Raw genomic sequence first — 18,605 nt, 5'->3', positions numbered from 1 at the left:
CGTAGACTCGGAGCAACCCGCCCGCCTGGTACCGAAGGAGCTGCCGTGGTTCAGTTCGAAGTCCCCGCGATCGTCCCCGCTGACCCCGAGGCGAACGTCACGGACCTGCTCGAGAAGCGCGTGGAGGCCACTCCCGATCGCGCGCTGTTCTCCGTTCCGGAAGGAGAGGGCTGGCGCGACATCTCCGCCGCCGACTTCCGCACCGCCGTCGTCGCCCTGGCCAAGGGCTTCGTCGCCGCCGGCATCCAGCCCGGCGAGAAGGTCGGCTTCATCGCCCGCACCACCTACGAGTGGACGCTCGTCGACTTCGCGCTGTTCTACGCCGGCGCCGTCATGGTGCCGATCTACGAGACCAGCTCGCCCGCGCAGATCCAGTGGATCATGGAGGACTCCGGGGCCATCGCCATCGTCGCGGAGTCGTCGGATCACTTCACCCGCATCGACGAGGTGCGCGGTGATCTCCCCTCGTCCGCGAGGTCTGGCAGCTGCATCTCGGCGCGATCGACACACTCACCGCGCAGGGCACCGGCGTCGATGACGCGGAGATCGAGCGGCGACGCTCGATCGCGAACGGCGCCGACATCGCGACCCTCATCTACACCTCGGGGTCCACCGGCCGCCCCAAGGGCTGCGTGCTCACGCACAGCAACTTCGTCGAGCTGTCGCGCAACGCCGCCGAATCGCTCAAGGACGTCGTGAACACCCCGGGCGCCTCGACGGTGCTGTTCATCACGCTCGCGCACGTCTTCGCCCGGTTCATGTCGATGCTCTACATCCACGCCGGCGTCCGGGTCGGCCACCAGCCCGACACGAAGCAGCTGCTCGCCTCGCTCGGATCGTTCCAGCCGACCCTGCTGCTGGCGGTCCCGCGCGTGTTCGAGAAGGTGTACAACTCGGCCGAGCAGAAGGCGGAGGCCGGCGGAAAGGGCAAGATCTTCCGCGCCGCCGCCGCGGCCGCCGTCGAGCACTCGAGGCTGCAGGAGCGCGGCGAGAAGATCCCGTTCGGCCTGCGGATGCGCTTCGCCCTGTTCGACAAGCTGGTCTACGCCAAGCTGCGCGCGGCCATGGGCGGCAAGGTCGTGTACGCCGTCTCGGGCTCGGCGCCGCTCGGCGACCGCCTCGGGCACTTCTTCCGCAGCCTCGGCGTGGTGATCCTCGAGGGCTACGGCCTCACCGAGACCACCGCGCCGGCGACCGTGAACCGTGAGGACGGGTTCAAGATCGGCACCGTCGGCCCCGTCCTGCCCGGCGTCGGCATCCGCCTCGCCGAGGACGGCGAGATCGAGGTGCGCGGCATCTGCGTGTTCAAGGAGTACTGGAACAACCCGGAGGCGACCGCTGCGGCGTTCGACGACGGCTGGTTCCGCACCGGCGACCTCGGCTCGTTCGACGCGGACGGCTTCCTCACGATCACCGGACGCAAGAAGGAGATCATCGTGACCGCCGGCGGCAAGAACGTCGCCCCCGCGATGCTCGAGGACCCGATCCGCGCGAACCCGATCGTCGGACAGGTCGTCGTGGTCGGCGATCAGAAGCCGTTCATCGCGGCACTGGTCACGCTCGACACCGAGATGCTGCCGACCTGGCTCGCGAACAACGGTCTTCCCGCCGACCTCTCTCTGGCGGATGCCGCGCAGGACGACGCCGTTCGCGAGGAGGTGCAGCGGGCGATCGACCACGCGAACACCCTGGTCTCGCGCGCCGAGTCGATCCGCAAGTTCACGATCCTGCCCACCGAGTGGACCGAGGACAGCGGGCACCTCACGCCGAAGATGTCGATCAAGCGCAACGTGATCCTCAAGGACTTCGCCGGCGACATCGAGCAGATCTACACCCAGCCCGTGCAGACCACCAACGTCTCGCTGGGCTGACCTGCTTCGACAGGCTCAGCGACCCAGAGCGTTCGGTCCCTGAGCCTGTCGAAGGCCGTTCCGTCCATGCGGTCGGATCAGAACCAGGCGCTCTCACGCACCTGGCGCATCGCGATCCTGCGGGTCTCCGGGTCCAGGCGTCCCAGGTAGACCATGCCGTCGAGGTGATCGGTCTCGTGCTGCAGGGCCTGGGCCAGCAGTCCTTCGCCTTCGAGCACGACAGGTGCGCCGTCGAGATCGATGCCCTCGACACGTGCCCACGGATACCGCGGTGCATCGTGCCAGAGTCCGGGAACGGAGAGGCAGCCCTCCCCGTCGGCTGCGGTTCCCCGCGGACCTCGGTGAGAACGGGGTTGAGCACGTACCCGATGTCGCCGTCGATGTTGTAGCTGAACGCCCGCACGGCGACGCCGATCTGCGGTGCGGCGACACCGGCCCTGCCGGGCAGCTTCACGGTGTCGACGAGATCGGCGACGAGTGCGCGCACGCCGTCGTCGATGTCCTCGATCGGCGCGCAGACCGTGCGCAGCACGGGGTCGCCGTACAGCCGGATCTCGCGGACGCTCATCGGGCGGTGACCTGGGTTCGCAGACCCTCGACCAGCTGTGCGGCGAGCTCTCGGGCGGCCAGCCGTGTCTCCGGAGCGAGGCTGCTCCAGACGATCGCACCGCCGCCCGCGATCTGCGGGTCGTACGGGATGCGGATGACATGCCCGACCCTGGTCGAGAAGTGCGCCTGCAGCTCGTTCAGCCGCACCAGCGGCGCACCCGAGGTGGACTGGTTGAGCACGACGATCGCATCCCGGGCCTTGTCCGCGTAGCCGTTCGTCTCGAGCCAGGTCAGGGTCTCCGAGGCGAGCCGCGCCTCGTCGACGCTGAGCCCCGAGACGATCACGATCTGGTCGGCCAGGTCGAGCGTCGCTCCCATGACGTCGTGCACGATCCCGGTTCCGGTGTCGGTGAGCACCAGCGAGTAGTAGTGCGCGGCCACCGAGGCCACGTCGCGGTAGTCGGAGTCGCTGAACGCCTCCGCCACGCGGGGGTCGCTGTCCGATGCCAGCACGTCCAGGCGGGTGCTGTCGCGGGCGACGAGCGCCGAGACGTCGTGGAATCCCTGCACCTCGTCCTTGGCGCGCACGAGATCACGCACGGAGCGGCTGCTCTCTCCGACGATGCGGTCGGCCAGCGTTCCGCGGTCCGGGTTGGCATCGACCGCGATCACGCGGTCGTCACGGGCATCCGCCAGGGCCATGCCCAGCAGTGCGGTCACCGTCGTCTTGCCGACACCGCCCTTGCGGGACAGCACCGGCACGAAACGGGCGTTGCCCTGCAGGTGACCGGAGATGCGCCCGGTGAGCTCCTTGCGGGCACGGGCCTTCTTTCCGTCGCCGAGGTTGATACGGCGGCCGGAGACCGTGTACACGAGATGGTTCCAGGCGCCCTCGGGCTCGGGCTTCACCATCCGGCTCGGATCGAGCAGCCGCTCGGCCGTGAGCAGGTCCGCGCTCTCCCGGGATGCCTCGCGAGAGGCGTCGCCGAGCCGCTTGGAGGACAGCGCGACCTCGGCGGTGCGGTGCGCCTCGGCACGGGTGCGCGGCGCACCGGCCGCGGGTCGGGGCGCGAGCTCGCGCTGGTCGTCAGTGTCCACGGTCGTCTCCTCCTCGGGAGCGGTGAGCATGCCAGTCGCTGCTGCAGGGACGGATGCCCCGGCCACTGCCTCGTCCTCACGATCCTGCCCGTCGACCGTCTCGGCGTCCAGGGTCTCGTCTTCGACGGCGGCGGCAGCAGGAGCAGGCTCTTCGGCGGGCTGTTCCTCGGTGATGTCGTGCTCCGCGGCGACCGCCCCGTCGACAGACTCGGGTTCGACCGGCCGCTTCTCGGTGGGCCGCTGTTCAGCAGACTCGACCGCGCCGTCCGGCTCGCCGTGGATCATCAGCTCCAGCCTGATGCCGGTCGCGGTCTCCGCGACGCCGTCATCGAGATCCTCACCGGCGGAATCGTCGCCGAGATCGTCGTCAAGATCTTCAGCGTCGAGTTCTTCTCCGTCGAAGTCCCGGGCATCGTCGTGGAGGCTCTCGTCGTCGGGAGTCTCGTCTCCCGCGTCCGGGTCCTCGTGATCATCCCCGGTGTCGCCGTCCGCGCCGTCGCCCTCATCCGAGGGTGCGACGTCCTCGAGGACCACTTCGGCCGTGACCGCGTCGGGCTCGTCCACGACAAGATCCGGGGCGGCCCCGGCATCCGATTCGACGAGGTCGGCGATCACCGGCGGCTCGGTCCCGGCCGGCAGCTCGATGATGATCTCGGTGGTGTCGCGCTGCAGGCGCTCCACCGTCTCGTCGTCGGCGACAGCCGAACGGTCGATGACCAGATCGGTGGCGGGCGGCTCCACGGCGATCTCATCGCCGAGGACGTCGTCGTCGGCGTCGAGGTCCTCATCGTCGCCGCCGGTCGGCATCGCGACATTCACCTGGGCAGTGGCTCCGAGGAACCCGATCCCGGCGTCATCGAGCGAGGCGGAGTCGTCGAGGACTCCGCGGTCTTCGTCGCCGTCCTGGTCGTCGGTCTTCTTCGGCGTCACGGTTCTCCTAGAAAGCTTGTGCGAGCATGTCGCCCGCCCAAGATTACTGGCCCGGGCTGATCACGACCAAAAGATCACCGGCGTCCACCTGCTGGGTCGAGCCGATCGCCAGCCGCTCGACCACGCCCGGGACGGTGGCCGTGATCGCCGCCTCCATCTTCATCGCCTCGATCGACGCGACCGGCTCCCCCGCACGGATCGTGTCGCCCGCCGCGACCTGCAGCGTCACGACGCCGGAGAACGGCGCGGCCACCTGCCCGGGCTGGGAGGGGTCGGCCTTCTCGGCCTCATGGGCGTCGACGGCCACAGAGCGGTCGCGGACCGACACCGGCCGCAGCTGACCGTTCAGGGTCGTCATCACGGTGCGCATCCCGCGCTCGTCGGCGTCGCCCACGGCCTCGAGGCCCACGTAGAGCTGCACGCCGCGATCGATCTCGATGAGGTGCTCCTGACCGGGCACGAGCCCGTACAGGTAGTCGCCGGTCTCGAGCACCGACAGATCGCCGTACTGCTCACGAATCCGGCCGAGCTCGCGTGCGGGCCCGGGGAACAGCAGCTCGTTCAGCCGTGCGCGCCGCTCCGCGCTGTCGCCCCTGAGCGCCGACTCGTCCTCCGCCGAGATCTCGGCGCCGGAGGCGCGAACGGCTCTGCCCGCGAGCACCTTGGTGCGGAACGGCTCGGGCCATCCGCCCGGCAGATCCCCGAGCTCTCCGGCCATGAACCCGACCACAGAGTCCGGCACGTCGTAGTTCTGCGGGTTCTGCTCGAAGTCCGCGGGATCCGCCTTCACCGCGGCGAGGTGCAGGGCGAGGTCACCGACGACCTTCGACGACGGCGTGACCTTCGGCACGCGTCCGAGGATCGCGTTCGCCGCGGCGTACATGTCCTCGATGAGCTCGAAGTCCTCCGCGAGGCCGAGCGCCTTCGCCTGCTGGCGCAGGTTCGACAGCTGCCCGCCGGGGATCTCGTGGTGGTACACGCGTCCCGTGGGCCCGGGCAGCCCGGATTCGAACGGTGCGTAATGGTGGCGCACCGCCTCCCAGTAGGGCTCCAGATCCGAGACGCCGGCCAGGTCGATCCCGCTGTCCCGGTCGGTGTGCGCGAGCGCGGCCACCAGCGCGGAGAGCGACGGCTGACTGGTGGTGCCTGACAGCGGTGCGGATGCCGCATCCACGGCGTCCACGCCGGCAGCCGAGGCCGCCAGCAGAGTGGCGAGCTGACCGCCGGCCGTGTCGTGCGTGTGCAGGTGCACCGGCAGCTCGAACCGCTCGCGCAGTGCGGTGACGAGCTTCGCGGCCGCGGCAGGGCGCAGCAGCCCGGCCATGTCCTTGATCGCCAGCACATGCGCCCCGGCATCCGCGATCTGCTCGGCCAGCCGCAGGTAGTAGTCCAGGGTGTACAGATTCTCAGCGGGGTTCAGCAGGTCACCCGTGTAGCAGAGCGCCACCTCCGCCACCGCGGTGCCGGTCGCGCGGACGGCGTCGATCGCCGGGCGCATCTGGCTGACGTCGTTCAGCGCGTCGAAGATGCGGAAGACGTCGATGCCGGATGCCGCGGCCTCCTGCACGAACGCGTCCGTGACCGCGGTCGGATACGGCGTGTACCCCACCGTGTTGCGGCCGCGCAGCAGCATCTGGATCGCGATGTTCGGCAGCGCGGCGCGGAGCTTGTCGAGGCGCTCCCAGGGGTCCTCCCCCAGGAAGCGGAGGGCGACGTCGTACGTCGCTCCGCCCCAGGCCTCGACCGAGAGCAGTTCCGGGGTGAGCCGTGCCAGGTGCGGCGCCACCGCCACGAGGTCGCGGGTGCGCACCCGGGTCGCGAGCAGCGACTGGTGCGCGTCGCGGAACGTCGTGTCGGTGATCGCCAGCGCGCTCTGCGCACGCAGTGACCGGGCGAAGCCCTCGGGCCCCAGCTCGAGCAGACGCTGCCGGGAGCCGGGCAGCGTCTCGGCGCTCAGCTCGATCGCCGGCAGCTTCGTGCTCGGATCGGCGGTGCCGGGGTGCGGGCCGTTCGGCCGGTTGACGGTGACGTCCACCAGCCAGTTCAGGATCTTCGAGCCGCGGTCCTTCGACACCCTGCCCTGCAGCAGCTCCGGTCGCTCGTCGATGAAGGCGGTGCTGATGTCTCCGGCGATGAAGGCCGGGTCGTCCAGGAGCGCCTGCAGGAACGGGATGTTGGTGGACACACCCCGGATGCGGAACTCGGCCAGGGCCCGCCTCGCCCTGGACACCGCTGCGGGGAAGTCGCGGCCGCGGCAGGTGAGCTTCGAGAGCATCGAGTCGAAGTGCGGGCTGATCTGCGCGCCCTGGTGCACGGTGCCGCCGTCCAGCCGGATGCCGGCGCCGCCGGGCGAGCGGTAGGTGGTGATCTTGCCGGTGTCGGGACGGAAGCCCTGGGCGGGATCCTCGGTGGTGATCCGGCACTGCAGCGCCGCGCCGCGCAGCCGGATGTCGTCCTGCTCGAGTCCGAGCTCGGCCAGGGTGGCGCCCGCCGCGATGCGGATCTGGGCCTGGACCAGGTCGACGTCGGTGACCTCCTCGGTGACCGTGTGCTCCACCTGGATGCGCGGGTTCATCTCGATGAACACCACCTCGCCGGTGCGCTCCCCGCGGTCTCCAGCAGGAACTCGACTGTGCCGGCGTTCACGTACCCGATCGAGCGGGCGAACGCGACCGCGTGCCGATGCAGGGCCTCGCGGATGCCGGCGTCCAGGTTCGGCGCCGGGGCGATCTCGACCACTTTCTGATGCCGGCGCTGCACCGAGCAGTCCCGCTCGAAGAGGTGCACGGTCTCGCCCCGGGAATCCGCCAGCACCTGCACCTCGATGTGCCGGGGGCGCACGACCGCCTGCTCCAGGAACATCCGCGGATCGCCGAAGGCGCTCTGCGCCTCGCGCATCGCCTCGACGAGCGCTGCGGCCAGCTCGTCCTTCGTCTCGACCCGCCGCATCCCTCTTCCGCCGCCGCCGGCGACCGCCTTCGCGAACAGCGGGAATCCGATGCCGTCGGCCTGGCCGACCAGCTCGTCCACGTCGCCGGACGCCTCGGTCGAGCGCAGCACCGGGACCCCGGCGCCGACCGCGTGCCGCTTGGCCTCCACCTTGTTGCCCGCCATCTCCAGCACGCGCGCCGGCGGTCCGATGAAGGCGATGCCCGCTTCTGCCGCTTTCTCGGCGAGCTCCGGGTTCTCGGAGAGGAAGCCGTAGCCGGGATAGATCGCATCGGCGCCGGACTCCACGGCGACGCGGACGATCTCGTCCACGTCGAGGTAGGCCCGCACCGGGTGACCGCGCTCGCCGATCTCGTACGCCTCGTCGGCCTTCAGCCGATGCATCGAGCCGCGGTCCTCGTACGGGAAGACCGCGACGGTGCGCGCCCCCACCTCGAACGCCGCACGGAAGGCGCGGATCGCGATCTCGCCGCGATTGGACACCAGGATCTTCTGGAACATGCACACCTCTGGGTCAGCGCGCGGAGGCGCACAGGAGCGGGGGCTGAGTGTGCCACCAGACTAGTCCGTGTGCTCCGCGCCGATTCGCCGGGTTGCAGCCGGGGTGAAGGAGAGTCACAGGCTCAGCACTGTAACGTGGAGATCGTGCACGTACTCAGCGTCAGCTCCCTCAAGGGAGGCGTCGGCAAGACGACCGTCACTCTCGGTCTCGCCAGCGCCGCCTTCGCCCGCGGCATCCGCACTCTCGTGGTCGACCTCGACCCGCAGTCGGACGTCTCCACCGGCATGGACATCCAGATCGCCGGCAGGCTGAACATCGCCGACGTGCTCGCCAACCCCAAGGAGAAGGTGGTCCGTCAGGCGATCACCACCAGCGGGTGGGCGAAGGTGCACCCCGGCACCATCGACGTGCTGATCGGCAGCCCGTCCGCGATCAACTTCGACGGCCCGCATCCCAGCGTCCGCGACGTGTGGAAGCTCGAGGAGGCCCTGGCCACCGTCGAGAGCGAGTACGACCTGGTCCTCATCGACTGCGCACCGTCGCTGAACGCCCTCACCCGCACGGCCTGGGCGGCGAGCGACCGCGTCATGGTCGTCACCGAGCCCGGTCTGTTCTCAGTCGCTGCGGCCGACCGCGCGCTGCGCGCCATCGAGGAGATCCGCCGTGGTCTGTCTCCGCGACTGCAGCCCCTCGGCATCGTCGTGAACCGCGTGCGCCCGCAGTCGATCGAGCACCAGTTCCGCATCAAGGAGCTGCGCGACATGTTCGGCCCGCTCGTGCTCTCGCCGCAGCTGCCCGAGCGCACCTCCCTGCAGCAGGCGCAGGGTGCCGCCAAGCCGCTGCACATCTGGCCCGGCGACTCCGCGCAGGAGCTCGCGGCCGACTTCGACCAGCTGCTGGACCGCATCGTCCGCGCCGGCCGTGTCCCGGTGCCGGAGACCGGCGCACAGGTCTGATCCGCCCCCGTACACGAAGAAACGCCCGGCTCCGGCCGGGCGTTCTCATAGCCATGGGTCCCTGAGCCTTTCGAGGGATGGGTCCCCGAGCTTGTCGAAGGTGGGTCCCTGAGCTTGTCGAGGGATGGGTCCCTGAGCTTGTCGAAGGGCGCGTCAGGCGGTGCGCTTGGCGCGCCGCTGCGCGAGCTCGTCCACCGGGTCGGGCGCGGTGGGGTCGAACTCGACGAGCGTCGACTCGACCTCGCGGAGCACCTTGCCCACCGCGATGCCGAAGACGCCCTGGCCCCGGCTGACCAGGTCGATGACCTCGTCGTTCGAGGTGCACAGGTAGACGGAGGCGCCGTCGCTCATGAGGGTGGTGCCGGCCAGGTCACGGATGCCGGCGGCACGCAGCTGCTCGACCGCGATGCGGATCTGCTGCAGCGAGATGCCGGTGTCGAGCAGGCGCTTGACCAGCTTGAGCACGAGGATGTCGCGGAAGCCGTAGAGGCGCTGCGACCCCGATCCGCTCGCGCCGCGCACGGTGGGGACCACCAGCTCGGTGCGGGCCCAGTAATCCAGCTGGCGGTAGGTGATGCCCGCCGCGCGAGCGGCGACCGCACCGCCGGTAGCCGACCTCGTCGTCCATGTTGGGAAGACCGTCCGTGAAGAGGAGTTCGGTCACGAAACGCGGGTCTGATGAGAGCTCATCCGCATTCATGCTCTCTCCTCTCGGAACATCGTGTTCTCCTCGGAACGGAGTCCCGCTCCCCCGGAGCGGATACCTCCACGGTAGAGCAGGGGTGGTGGTCGGGCAATGACATCCGGCGCGCGTCGGAGGTGTGTCGCAACCTGTTCGTTATCGAGAGCATCCGCGACAGCGCCGCCGACACCAGGATGCTGCGCACCTCGTCGATGCGCGCGGCGAGCTCGGGCGCCAGCTCGCCGGCGCGGCCTCGGGATGCGGCGTCCGTGCGGCGCAGCATGGTCTGCAGCGCCGACTCGATCAGTGCGACCTCGCGCTCGGCGCCCTGGCGCAGGCTGCGCAGGTGACGCGGCTCGATGCCGTGACGGTCGAGGGCGACCAGGCTGCGCAGCAGCGACACCGTCTGCTCGGTGTACGAGTCGGCCGCGGCGATCAGCCCGGTGCTGACCGCGTCGTTCAGCAGCTGCGGAGCGGCACCGGCGGCCTTCAGCAGCTCGTCGCGGCGGTATCGGCGCGCAGCCGGGGCGATCGAGGGCGGTGGGGTGACCGGCTGCCCCTCGACGGCATCGTCGAGCTGTTCGCGGATGACGTCGAGGGGCATGTAGTGGTCGCGCTGCAGAGTCAGCGCCGTGCGCAGTCGCTCGACATCGGATGCCGAGAACTTGCGGTAGCCGGACTCGGTGCGAGACGGCGTGACGATGCCCCGGCCCTCGAGGAAGCGCAGTTTGCTGGCGGTGATCTCCGGGAAGTCCGGGGTCAGACGCGACAGCACCTGACCGATGCTCAGCAGGCCCGCGGGCGCTGAGCGCTCACGGGCCGGGGAGGACCCCGCCATCAGGCGTTCGCAGCCGCGATGTCGACCGGTGAGGCGAAGAAGTTCAGCCGGAACTTGCCGACCCTCAGCTCGCAGCCGTTCTGCAGCAGGCTGCGGTCGGCCCGCTCGCCGTTGACGTAGGTGCCGTTCAGCGAGCGCTGGTCGACGATCTCGAACGACGTGCCGGTGCGGGTGATCTCGGCGTGACGGCGCGACACGGTCACGTCGTCGAAGAAGATGTCGGCCTCGGGGTGGCGTCCGACCGTGGTGACGTCCGCGTCCAGCAGGTAGCGCGCGCCGGCCAGGGCGCCCGAGCGCACCAGCAGAAGCGCGGACCCGGAGGGCAGCGCGGAGATCGCCGCCTGTTCGGCTTCGGTCAGTTCGGCTCCGAACGGCACGAACGACAGATCGGAGTCGTGTCCGAAAGTCTGCGTCACGTCGTGGCGCTGCTCGCCGGTGCGGTGGATCGCGTCGTCGCCGTTTCGGCTCTGGCTGTCAGTCACGGGTGGCCCTCCTTCCCTCCAGACTAACGGATCCGAGCACCGCATCGGGAGGGGCAGAGGCGCACGGGGCGCGCCTAGGCTGAAGAGGTGCTGATGACCAGGTCCTCTCGACGACTCCCCTCCTCGCACTGCTCGCCGCACTGCTGACGGCTGCGTTCCTGGCGGTCGGCTCGCTGCCCGCCTCCGCGCACGACGAGCTCGTCTCGGCCGACCCCGATGCCGACCAGACCGTGGAGACGCTTCCCGCGCAGCTCGTGCTCGCCTTCAGCGGGGACCTGCTCGACGCCGACGGGGCCACGATGATCGCCGTGACCGACCCCTCCGGCGCCCCCGTCACGGATGGCGCACCGACCGTGGCCGGCTCCGCGGTCACCCAGCCCCTGGCCGACGGCGGCCCCGCGGGCGCCTATCACGTGGCGTGGAAGGTCGTCTCGGGCGACGGCCACCCGATCGCCGGCGAGTACAGCTTCACGGTGTCCACCGGATCGTCGGTCGAGACACCCGTCCCGAGTGCGACGCCGACGCCCGAGCAGACGGTCACGCAGACGACGCCGGGCCCCACGGTGACCGTCACCGCCACGCCTGTCCCGATCTCGGGGGCCGCGGCGCCGGTCTGGCTGTGGGTGCTGCTCGTCGTCGCCGTCGTGCTCGTCGCCGGGATCGCCATCTGGCTCGGCACGCGCCGTCGGCCCGCCGAGGGCGCGGAGCCGCCGTCATCCGACGACCCGTCCGCCGCCACGGACCCCTCGGAACGATAGGCTGAGAGCATGCCACACTACGATGTCGTCATCCTCGGCGCGGGCCCTGGCGGATACGTCGCCGCCGTCCGCAGCGCTCAGCTCGGACTGTCCACCGCCATCATCGAGGAGAAGTACTGGGGCGGTGTCTGCCTCAACGTGGGCTGCATCCCCTCGAAGTCGCTCCTGAAGAACGCGGAGATCGCGCACACCTTCACCCACAAGGCCGAGTTCTTCGGCATCTCGGGCGACGTGCACTTCGACTTCGGCGCGGCGTTCGACCGCAGCCGCAAGGTCGCGGACACCCACGTCAAGGGCATCCACTTCCTGATGAAGAAGAACAAGGTCACCGAGTACGACGGGCGCGGCACCTTCACCGGTCCGAAGGCGATCTCGGTCGCGAAGTCCGACGGCACGACCGAAGAGGTCACCTTCGACAACGCGATCATCGCGACCGGCTCGACCGTCCGCCTGCTGCCCGGTGTGCAGCTCAGCGACAACGTCGTGACCTTCGAGGAGCAGATCCTCACCCGCGACCTGCCCGAGTCGATCGTCATCGTCGGCGCCGGGGCGATCGGCATGGAGTTCGGCTACGTGCTCGCCAACTACGGTGTCAAGGTCACGATCGTCGAGTTCCTCGACCGCGCTCTCCCGAACGAGGACGTCGAGGTCTCGAAGGAGATCCAGAAGCAGTACAAGAAGCTCGGCATCGACATCCTCACCTCCACCGCGGTGAAGACGGTCACCGACAACGGGTCGTCGGTGCACGTCACCTACGAGACCCGCGACGGTCAGCCCGGTGAGATCACCGCCGGCAAGGTGCTCATGTCCGTCGGCTTCGCGCCGAACGTCGAGGGCTACGGCCTGGACAAGACCGGCGTGAAGCTCACCGAGCGCGGCGCCATCGACATCGACGACCACATGCGCACGAACGTCGAGGGCATCTACGCGATCGGCGACGTGACCGCCAAGCTGCAGCTCGCGCACGTCGCCGAGGCGCAGGCGGTCGTCGCGGCCGAGACCATCGGCAAGGCCGAGACGATGACGCTGGGCGACTACCGGATGATGCCGCGCGCGACGTTCTGCCAGCCGCAGGTCGCCAGCTTCGGCCTCACCGAGGAGCAGGCGCGCGCAGAGGGCCGTGAGATCAAGGTCGCGAAGTTCCCGTTCAGCGCGAACGGCAAGGCCAACGGCCTGGGTGAGCCGGTCGGCTTCGTCAAGCTGATCGCCGACGCCGAGCACCTCGAGCTCATCGGCGGCCACCTGATCGGCCCCGACGTGTCGGAGCTTCTGCCCGAGCTGACCCTCGCGCAGAAGTGGGATCTCACCGCTCTCGAGGCGGCGCGCAACGTGCACACCCACCCGACCCTGTCGGAGGCGCTGCAGGAGGCCTTCCACGGCCTCGCCGGCCACATGATCAACCTCTGATCGATCTCGATCAGGGTGAGGGCGGCGCGAATTCTCGCGCCGCCCTCACCCGTTCCGCAAAGGCGCCGATGTCGACTGCACTGCTCCCTCGTTCCGCACCCGCCGATCAGGGGGTCTCGTCGCGCGCGGTCGCGGCGCTGCTCGACCGGCTCGCGGCCAAGGGCATCGAATGCCACTCCCTCATGGTCGTGCGCCACGGCCACGTGATCGCCGAGGGCTGGTGGGCGCCGTACTCGGCAGAGCGCCCGCATCTGCTCTACTCACTGACCAAGTCGTTCACGTCGATCGCGGTGGGACTCGCCGTCGAAGACGGCCTGCTGTCCCTCGATGACCGGGTCGCCGACGTCCTGCCCGACCACGTGCCGTCGGATGCACCGGAGCAGGCCCTCCGTCTCACCGTCCATCACCTGCTGACCATGACGGCCGGGCACGAGACCGACACCCTCGTCGAGGCATGGGAGCGAGAGCCGCAGAACCTCGTGAAGGGGTTCCTGAGCATCCCGGCCGTCGCCCCCGAGGGCACCCTGCACACCTACGACAACGCGACGACCTTCATCCTGGCCCGCATGGTGGAGCGCGTCACCGGGCGTCCGCTGGACGAGTTCCTCGACGAGCGCCTCTTCGTCCCGATGGGCATCGCCGATGCGGAGTGGGACCGCGTGGGCAGCGGAGCGGTGTTCGGATTCCACGGGCTGCACCTGCGCACCGAGGCCATCGCCGCCTTCGGCGAGCTCCTGCTGCGCGGAGGGCTCTGGGGCGGGCGCCGGCTGGTGGCGCGGGAATGGGTGGAGCTCGCGACCCGGTCGCACATCGTGAGCCGGTATCACGACGACATCGAGCACGCTCCGGACTTCCGGGCGGGCTACGGTTACCAGATCTGGATGTCGCGGCATGGATTCCACGGCAACGGCGCATTCGGACAGCACTGCATCGTCGTCCCCGCGCACGACCTCGTCGTGGCCGTCACCTCCGCGCAGACGACGGTGGAGCACGCTCAGGACGTGCTCGACGCCGTGTCGGACTGCCTGCTTCCCGGCATCGGCCACCCCACCCCTGCCGAGGACCGCCCGCTCGACGAGCGGATGCGGGATCTGCGTCTGTCAGGGCAGCGGCCCTCCGAGGGGACGGCGCGCGGGCTCGTCGGGACGATCGACGCATCCGTCGCCGACTCCGCCCTGCCGCACGGCACGACGATCCGGGTGGAGCCGACGGGCGGCGGCTGGACGGTGCTGGTCGGATCCCTCTTCGAGATCGAGGTCGGACACGAGCACTGGCGCGAGAGCTCTCCGCTCGGCCGTCCGCTCGCCGCCTCCGGCGGCTGGCAGGGCGACACCTTCGTCACCGATCTGCAGCTGGTCGCCTCTCCGCACCGGGTGCGACTCACCGTGGATCGCCGGGCGGCCACCGCCACCTGGACCACCGTCCCCCTGACGACCTCGGATCTGCTCCTGCACCTGACAGCGCCGCTGATGACGCGACCCGACGTCGCCTGACGGCGGCCGTTCAGCGTCCGAGCGCCCTGGCCAGCTTCGACCCGGAAGAGGCGTCCCTGGCGCCGGCGGCGAAGATCGCCTTCTCCGCCGCGGCGAAGAACGTCTGCCGGCCGGCGTCGTCCGCGGGCGCGGCGGGGCCGAGCTCGAGCTCCCACTCCCGCCATTCGCGACGGGTGCCGTCGCTCAGATCCGTGCCGCGCACGTGATCGTCCACGAACTCGGCGAGCACGCCGTCCGGCCCGGTCAGCAGGAACGCGGTGCGCGAGTTCTCGATCCGGGCGATGGGCCGCAGGGCGGACGCCTCCACCGGCGCGATCGCCTGTGCGACGGCATCCGGGATCACGTCCTGCTCGCCGAGCGGCCAGCCGAGCTCGACCCGGCCGTCGCCGGTGCGCGGACCCTTCAGATGCCAGCCGGCATCCGGGCCGCCGGTTCGGCGGCGCAGCGCGCAGCCGGCGGCCGCCAGGGAGAGATCCGCGGTGTCGAGATACTGCGCGTCGAGCTCGCGCAGCTCACCCGGCGACGCCGAGAGCACGCCGGCAACCGTCGCCCAGTCCGGAAGCGGGGTGTCCGCGTCGACGTCGTACTTGCGCTCGACCTCGACGGACCGGGAGGGCGCGGAATCAGTCATCGGCGGGATTGATGTCCTCGAGCGACTCGTCGTACCAGTAGTCGATCTCGGTCGGGCCGTCGGCCGTGCCGGTGTTCTGCGGCGTTCCGCGGCGGTTGTAGACGATCTGCGTCTCGCTGTAGGGGACGATCAGCTTGTCGTCCGCATCGCCGTCGATGGGGATGATCTGCCCGTCCAGCGGGCCACCGTGAAGTCGCGCGAGTGCCATGTGCTCGACACTAGCGCGCAGTGACCCTCGCGGAGCGGAGCGGCGCCCGCGGCGTCATCCGACCGCGATGCCGAGCACGGCGCCGATGATCATCCACGGCCCGAAGGCGATGCGGGTGCTGCGGTCGGCCCGGCGCAGCGCCATGAGCACGAGGGCGTACAGCGCGCCGAGCACGAAAGCGGATGCCGCTCCGATCGCGAGCGTCTGCCAGCCGTGCCAGCCCAGTACGAGTCCGATCACCGCGGCGAGCTTCACGTCGCCGCCGCCGATCCCCTGTCTGCTCGCCAGCCGCATCACGGCGTAGAAGCCCGCCAGCAGCAGCATCCCGAGCAGGGCGCGCACCAGGCGCGCGGCGTCGCCGGCGATGAGCGCCTCCACGCCGACGAGCACCAGCAGCGCACCGAGGGTCGGCAGCACGATGCGGTTCGGCAGCCGGTGCGTGCGGGCGTCGATGATGAGCAGCCACGCCCCGACGCCGGCCAGGGCGATGTGCACCAGTACGGCGATGATCGCGTGGAGTGTCACCCTCGCAGACTAGGCGAGCCGCGCGCCGGGCGGGGACGCCTGTGGAGAACCGCCGTCAGAGGTCGAGGATCTCGAGGTCGACGAGCACCGTGCCGCCCTCCTCGATCGCCTCGGCCCGGCGCACCTGCTTCTTCAACGGCAGCACGTACCCGTCCTTGCCCGGGAAGATCGAGGTCGTCCACTCGGTGCCGCCGATCCGTGCGCGCACCCGCAGCGACCCGAATCCGCGCGGCGGCGAGGGCAGCTCCCTGATCTGGAGCGAGAGCTCCTCGGGCATGACCGCGAAGAACCATGCCTCTGTCCTGGCATCCCATCGGACGACGTCGCTCTCGTACTCGACCCGCATGCCCTCAGCGTAGCCCAGCGGCTTCGAAGGACGATGTCCGATGTCCGAATTACGATTCAGGATGAACTTGTTCTTTTCGAATATCTCTTCGAGGATGGATACATGGGGATCGGTACTCTGCGGGCGCTCTCCCCGCCGACGAACGGGCGGGCGAGATCCTGCGCCTGCGCCGCGAGATCGGACGGATGCAGCGGCTGCGCAGCGACGAGAAGCTGCTGCCGGTGCCGCCCGCTCTCGAGCAGATCCTGCCGGGTGGAGGTCTGGCCGCCGGCACGGTGTACTCGGTCTCGCCGTCGCTGAGCCTGCTCTTCGCGCTGCTCAGCGCGTCCTCCCTGCGCGGATCGTGGTGCGCGGCGGTCGGCCTGCCCGATCTCGGCGTCGAGGCGGCCGCTGCTGCGGGGATCGATCTCGAGCGCCTGGTGCTCGTCCCCGACCCCGGGTCGCGCTGGGTCGCCGTGGTCTCGGCGCTCGCCGAGATCGTGCCGCTCATCGCGGTGCATCCCGGCGCCCTGCCGCAGGACGCGGAGTCCGCCCGCCTCGCCGCGCGGCTGCGCGACCGCGGCTGCACTCTGCTCATGACCTCTCCCTGGCCCCAGAGCGAGGGACTGATCAGCATCCACGACCCGCAGTGGGAGGGCCTCGGCGAGGGGTGGGGGATTCTCGAGGACCGTGCCGTCACGGTGACGGCGCAGACCCGCACCCGCCCGCGTCCGCAGAGCGTGCGGGTGCGCCTGCCGGGGCGGCTCGGCGTCGTGGAGCAGATCGAGCAGGCTGCGCCCGCCCCGATCGCGATCGATGCGAGATGGGCGGCGGCAGGATGACCCCTCCGAGCAGGATGCATGTACTGCGGTTCCCGGACTGGCCGCTGCGCGCGGTGCTGGGCGAGCCTCCGCCGCATCCGCCGACCGCGCTGGTGCGGCAGAACACCGTCGTCGCGTGCACTGCCTCGGCTCGCGCGCTGGGCGTGCGCGTCGGCCAGCGTCGGCGGCTCGCGCAGGGGCGCGCTCCTTCACTGCGGATGCTGCCGCACGACCCCGCGCAGGACGAGCGGGCCTTCATCCCGGTGCTGCGCCTCATCGAGCAGCACGCCCCCGGAGCGCTGCTGCTGCGGCCGGGACTCGCCGCGCTGCGCTCGCGCGGGGTGTCACGCTTCCACGGCGGTGAGGCGGAGGCCGCCGACGCGCTGCTCGCGATGCTCGCCGCGGAGGGATATCCCGAGACGCTGATCGGCGTCGCCGACGGCGCGTTCACCGCCGAGCTGGCAGCTCTGCGCGCCGAGGGGATCCCGCCCGCCGGACGATCGTGCCCGCCGGCGAGGCGGCGGAGTTCCTCGCGCCCGTGCCCGTGCTGTCCCTGGGCGACGAGGAGCTGGCGAGCCTGCTCGCGCGCCTCGGCGTGCACACCCTGGGTGAGTTCGCGGCTCTGGGCGAGGGGGCGGTGCGCGACAGGTTCGGAGAGCACGGCGCGCGGCTGCACACCCTCGCGCGAGGGGCCGACTCCCGTCCGATGCGCCCTCGCCCGCCGGATCCCGAGCTCACCGGGGAGGTCGCGTTCGACACACCCCTCGGGCAGGCCGATCAGATCGCGTTCGCCGTGCGGCAGACGGCGGATGCCGTGATGCTGGCGCTGGCCGATGCCTCCGCGGTGTGCACCGAGGTACGCATCGATCTCACCGACGATGACGGACGGGTGAACTCGCGCACCTGGCTGCATCCGACCTGCTTCGAGGCCACCGACCTCGTCGATCGGGTGCGCTGGCAGCTCGAGGCGCTGGCCTCCGGAACCCGCGACGACGATCACGACGCCGCGCACGCGTTCCGCGGGATCGTCGGGGTGCGCATCGCCCCGGTGGCGATCGACGACGCCGCGCACCATCAGCCCGCGCTGTTCGGTCAGGCGAGCGAGGAGCGTCTGCACCACGCCCTCTCCCGGGTGCAGACGATCGTGGGGCATCGCGGCGTCGTCACCGCCGCCGTGGCCGGCGGCCGTTGGCTGACCGACCGGCAGGTGCTCACCCCCTGGGGCGAGCGTCCCGTCGCTCCGCGCGATCCCGCCCTTCCCTGGCCCGGGAGCCTTCCGGGACCACATCCGGCCGAGGTGTTCGATCCGCCGCGACCGATCCGGGTGCGCGCGGCTGCGGACACCGCCATCGAGGTCGACGACCGCGGGACGCTCTCGGCGGCACCGGCCTTCGTCGAGGACGCCGCGGTGACCTCCTGGGCGGGTCCGTGGCCTGTTCAGGAGCACCGCTGGGATGCGGGTCGTGCCCGCAGCGGGCAGCGTTTCCAGCTGGTCGACGAACGGCAGCGCGCCTGGCTGGTCGTCCTCACGGATGAGGGATGGCTGGCAGAAGGACGGTACCGATGAGCACGGCATCGAT

Annotated in this window: 12 protein-coding genes and 5 pseudogenes; 7 read left to right on the top strand and 10 right to left on the bottom strand. The window is 70.5% G+C overall.

What is annotated here, in order from left to right; genetic code table 11:
- The first annotated feature begins 45 nt into the window (after nt 1-45).
- A pseudogene (locus L2X99_RS03535) lies at nt 46-1,871 on the top strand (AMP-dependent synthetase/ligase).
- A 77-nt stretch (nt 1,872-1,948) separates the two neighbouring features.
- Here the strand turns inward: L2X99_RS03535 and L2X99_RS03530 are convergent.
- The 3 genes and pseudogenes from L2X99_RS03530 to L2X99_RS03520 form a co-directional block, all read right to left on the bottom strand.
- Nucleotides 1,949-2,439: pseudogene (locus L2X99_RS03530) on the bottom strand (peptide deformylase).
- Nucleotides 2,436-4,448, bottom strand: coding sequence for a MinD/ParA family ATP-binding protein (locus tag L2X99_RS03525; protein WP_236135638.1), 2,013 nt, complete (start codon nt 4,446-4,448; stop codon nt 2,436-2,438). The pseudogene L2X99_RS03530 and the gene L2X99_RS03525 overlap by 4 nt, the downstream one beginning before the upstream one ends.
- A 43-nt stretch (nt 4,449-4,491) precedes the next feature.
- Nucleotides 4,492-7,898: pseudogene (locus L2X99_RS03520) on the bottom strand (pyruvate carboxylase).
- A 144-nt stretch (nt 7,899-8,042) separates the two neighbouring features.
- Here L2X99_RS03520 and L2X99_RS03515 point away from each other — a divergent pair.
- Complete coding sequence (locus L2X99_RS03515) at nt 8,043-8,855, top strand: ParA family protein (RefSeq protein WP_236125052.1); 813 nt, start codon at nt 8,043-8,045, stop codon at nt 8,853-8,855.
- Between the two features lie 153 nt (nt 8,856-9,008).
- On the opposite strand, the pseudogene L2X99_RS03510 reads toward L2X99_RS03515, so the two are convergent.
- From L2X99_RS03510 to L2X99_RS03500, 3 genes and pseudogenes are all read right to left on the bottom strand, one after another.
- Nucleotides 9,009-9,555 (bottom strand): annotated as a pseudogene (locus L2X99_RS03510) (MerR family transcriptional regulator).
- A gap of 142 nt (nt 9,556-9,697) precedes the next feature.
- Nucleotides 9,698-10,375 (bottom strand): annotated as a pseudogene (gene ftsR, locus L2X99_RS03505) (transcriptional regulator FtsR); the annotation flags it as partial.
- A complete protein-coding gene (locus tag L2X99_RS03500) occupies nt 10,375-10,857 on the bottom strand; it encodes an FHA domain-containing protein (protein WP_236125055.1) in 483 nt (160 codons plus the stop codon). The pseudogene ftsR and the gene L2X99_RS03500, both read right to left, overlap by 1 nt.
- Nucleotides 10,858-10,985: 128 nt before the next feature.
- Between L2X99_RS03500 and L2X99_RS03495 the strand changes: the two genes are divergently transcribed.
- From L2X99_RS03495 to L2X99_RS03485, 3 genes are all read left to right on the top strand, one after another.
- Nucleotides 10,986-11,615: a copper resistance CopC family protein gene (locus L2X99_RS03495; protein WP_268928570.1), complete on the top strand. Its 630-nt coding sequence runs from the start codon at nt 10,986-10,988 to the stop codon at nt 11,613-11,615.
- A 9-nt stretch (nt 11,616-11,624) separates the two neighbouring features.
- Nucleotides 11,625-13,022, top strand: a complete 1,398-nt coding sequence (gene lpdA / locus L2X99_RS03490) for a dihydrolipoyl dehydrogenase (protein ID WP_236125057.1) — start codon at nt 11,625-11,627, stop codon at nt 13,020-13,022.
- 68 nt (nt 13,023-13,090) lie between these two features.
- Nucleotides 13,091-14,515, top strand: a complete 1,425-nt coding sequence (locus L2X99_RS03485; protein ID WP_236135636.1) for a serine hydrolase domain-containing protein — start codon at nt 13,091-13,093, stop codon at nt 14,513-14,515.
- Between the two features lie 10 nt (nt 14,516-14,525).
- On the opposite strand, the gene L2X99_RS03480 is transcribed toward L2X99_RS03485, so the two are convergent.
- From L2X99_RS03480 to L2X99_RS03465, 4 genes are read right to left on the bottom strand one after another with little or no spacing between them, the layout of a single operon-like run.
- On the bottom strand, nt 14,526-15,146 hold the full coding sequence (locus L2X99_RS03480) for a CYTH domain-containing protein (protein WP_236125060.1): 621 nt from the start codon (nt 15,144-15,146) through the stop codon (nt 14,526-14,528).
- Nucleotides 15,139-15,354: a response regulator gene (locus tag L2X99_RS03475; RefSeq protein ID WP_236125061.1), complete on the bottom strand. Its 216-nt coding sequence runs from the start codon at nt 15,352-15,354 to the stop codon at nt 15,139-15,141. Before L2X99_RS03475 ends, L2X99_RS03480 begins: the two co-directional genes overlap by 8 nt.
- A gap of 54 nt (nt 15,355-15,408) precedes the next feature.
- Nucleotides 15,409-15,879, bottom strand: coding sequence for a prepilin peptidase (locus tag L2X99_RS03470; RefSeq protein WP_236125062.1), 471 nt, complete (start codon nt 15,877-15,879; stop codon nt 15,409-15,411).
- A 55-nt stretch (nt 15,880-15,934) separates the two neighbouring features.
- The gene (locus L2X99_RS03465) at nt 15,935-16,225 is read right to left on the bottom strand and encodes a DUF1905 domain-containing protein (RefSeq protein WP_236125063.1); all 291 of its coding nucleotides are present in this window, start codon (nt 16,223-16,225) and stop codon (nt 15,935-15,937) included.
- Between the two features lie 185 nt (nt 16,226-16,410).
- Here L2X99_RS03465 and L2X99_RS03460 point away from each other — a divergent pair, with 185 nt between their 5' ends.
- A complete protein-coding gene (locus L2X99_RS03460; protein ID WP_236125064.1) occupies nt 16,411-17,046 on the top strand; it encodes a hypothetical protein in 636 nt (211 codons plus the stop codon).
- Nucleotides 17,047-17,527: 481 nt separating this feature from the next.
- The gene (locus tag L2X99_RS03455; protein WP_236135635.1) at nt 17,528-18,592 is read left to right on the top strand and encodes a hypothetical protein; all 1,065 of its coding nucleotides are present in this window, start codon (nt 17,528-17,530) and stop codon (nt 18,590-18,592) included.
- Nucleotides 18,593-18,605 lie beyond the last annotated feature (13 nt).

This window comes from Microbacterium sp. KUDC0406 (assembly GCF_021582875.1).
GTDB lineage: Bacteria > Actinomycetota > Actinomycetes > Actinomycetales > Microbacteriaceae > Microbacterium.
Note: the sequence above shows the minus strand (reverse complement) of the source record. Positions and strands in the feature narration are given on the sequence as shown.

What these genes read in the sequence shown, in the direction of transcription:
- L2X99_RS03460 (WP_236125064.1), top strand. Translation starts at nt 16,411, where the DNA reads ATGCAGCGGCTGCGCAGCGACGAGAAGCTGCTGCCGGTGCCGCCCGCT.
- L2X99_RS03485 (WP_236135636.1), top strand. Translation starts at nt 13,091, where the DNA reads ATGTCGACTGCACTGCTCCCTCGTTCCGCACCCGCCGATCAGGGGGTC.
- L2X99_RS03480 (WP_236125060.1), bottom strand. Translation starts at nt 15,146, where the DNA reads ATGACTGATTCCGCGCCCTCCCGGTCCGTCGAGGTCGAGCGCAAGTAC.
- L2X99_RS03465 (WP_236125063.1), bottom strand. Translation starts at nt 16,225, where the DNA reads ATGCGGGTCGAGTACGAGAGCGACGTCGTCCGATGGGATGCCAGGACA.
- L2X99_RS03475 (WP_236125061.1), bottom strand. Translation starts at nt 15,354, where the DNA reads ATGGCACTCGCGCGACTTCACGGTGGCCCGCTGGACGGGCAGATCATC.
- lpdA (WP_236125057.1), top strand. Translation starts at nt 11,625, where the DNA reads ATGCCACACTACGATGTCGTCATCCTCGGCGCGGGCCCTGGCGGATAC.